1 protein-coding gene is annotated in these 664 nt (G+C 36.7%); it reads left to right on the forward strand.

Translation table 11 applies throughout. The features are described 5' to 3' along the window. Nucleotides 1-329: 329 nt before the first annotated feature. Nucleotides 330-664 (forward strand): hypothetical protein (locus ACS8FC_RS18165; protein WP_439297815.1); only part of this gene is annotated, 335 nt, incomplete at its 3' end.

Genomic DNA, 664 nt, shown 5'->3' on the forward strand with positions numbered 1-664 from the left:
GGTTGGGAGTCGAGGGAGATTGGACTTACTCTGGTGAAATTTACAAAGGTGCAAAACCGCAGAGATGGTAGTAACATGCGTAGATTTGAACCATCTATCTAAAGCAACCCCTTGTTTTATTCTACTCATTTGTGTATTAGTGAATATAAGTAGTAGTTGATCGTAACCGAGTCTAAAATAATGATGAAAACTGAACACAGTACCCATAAAAGTATAATGATTGCTATAAGAGAAGCAGCGACTCTGTACCTATTTAATAGGAATCGCGAAAAGGATATTCCTAAAATTGCAGATTTTTTTTATCTTTAGATGACTACCCCGGCGAAAGGGTGCCTGTAGCAGAAGTTGTTAAGGAAGTTAACGCTTTATCTAGCGTGTTACAAGACAGTCACTTAGGTTTGAATTTAAACATGTTGGTTGAGATAGAGTCATTACCTATTTACAAGGCCATTAACGAATGTTTAAAACCTTTCTCTCATATGACTAATGAACTGCCCTTTTTATTAGTGAGTCGAATCGTATTTCGTTTTTTCTTTTTGTTGACACAGTCTATTGAGCTTAAACTCAATACGGAGAGAGGCTTGATTCGATTCGAATTTATCTCCAATGCACCGGAAAGTATGAATAAAAATCAAATGGACGGAGCTATGGTATTGGTTCATCG

Source organism: Psychrobacter sp. 1Y4 (assembly GCF_051847555.1).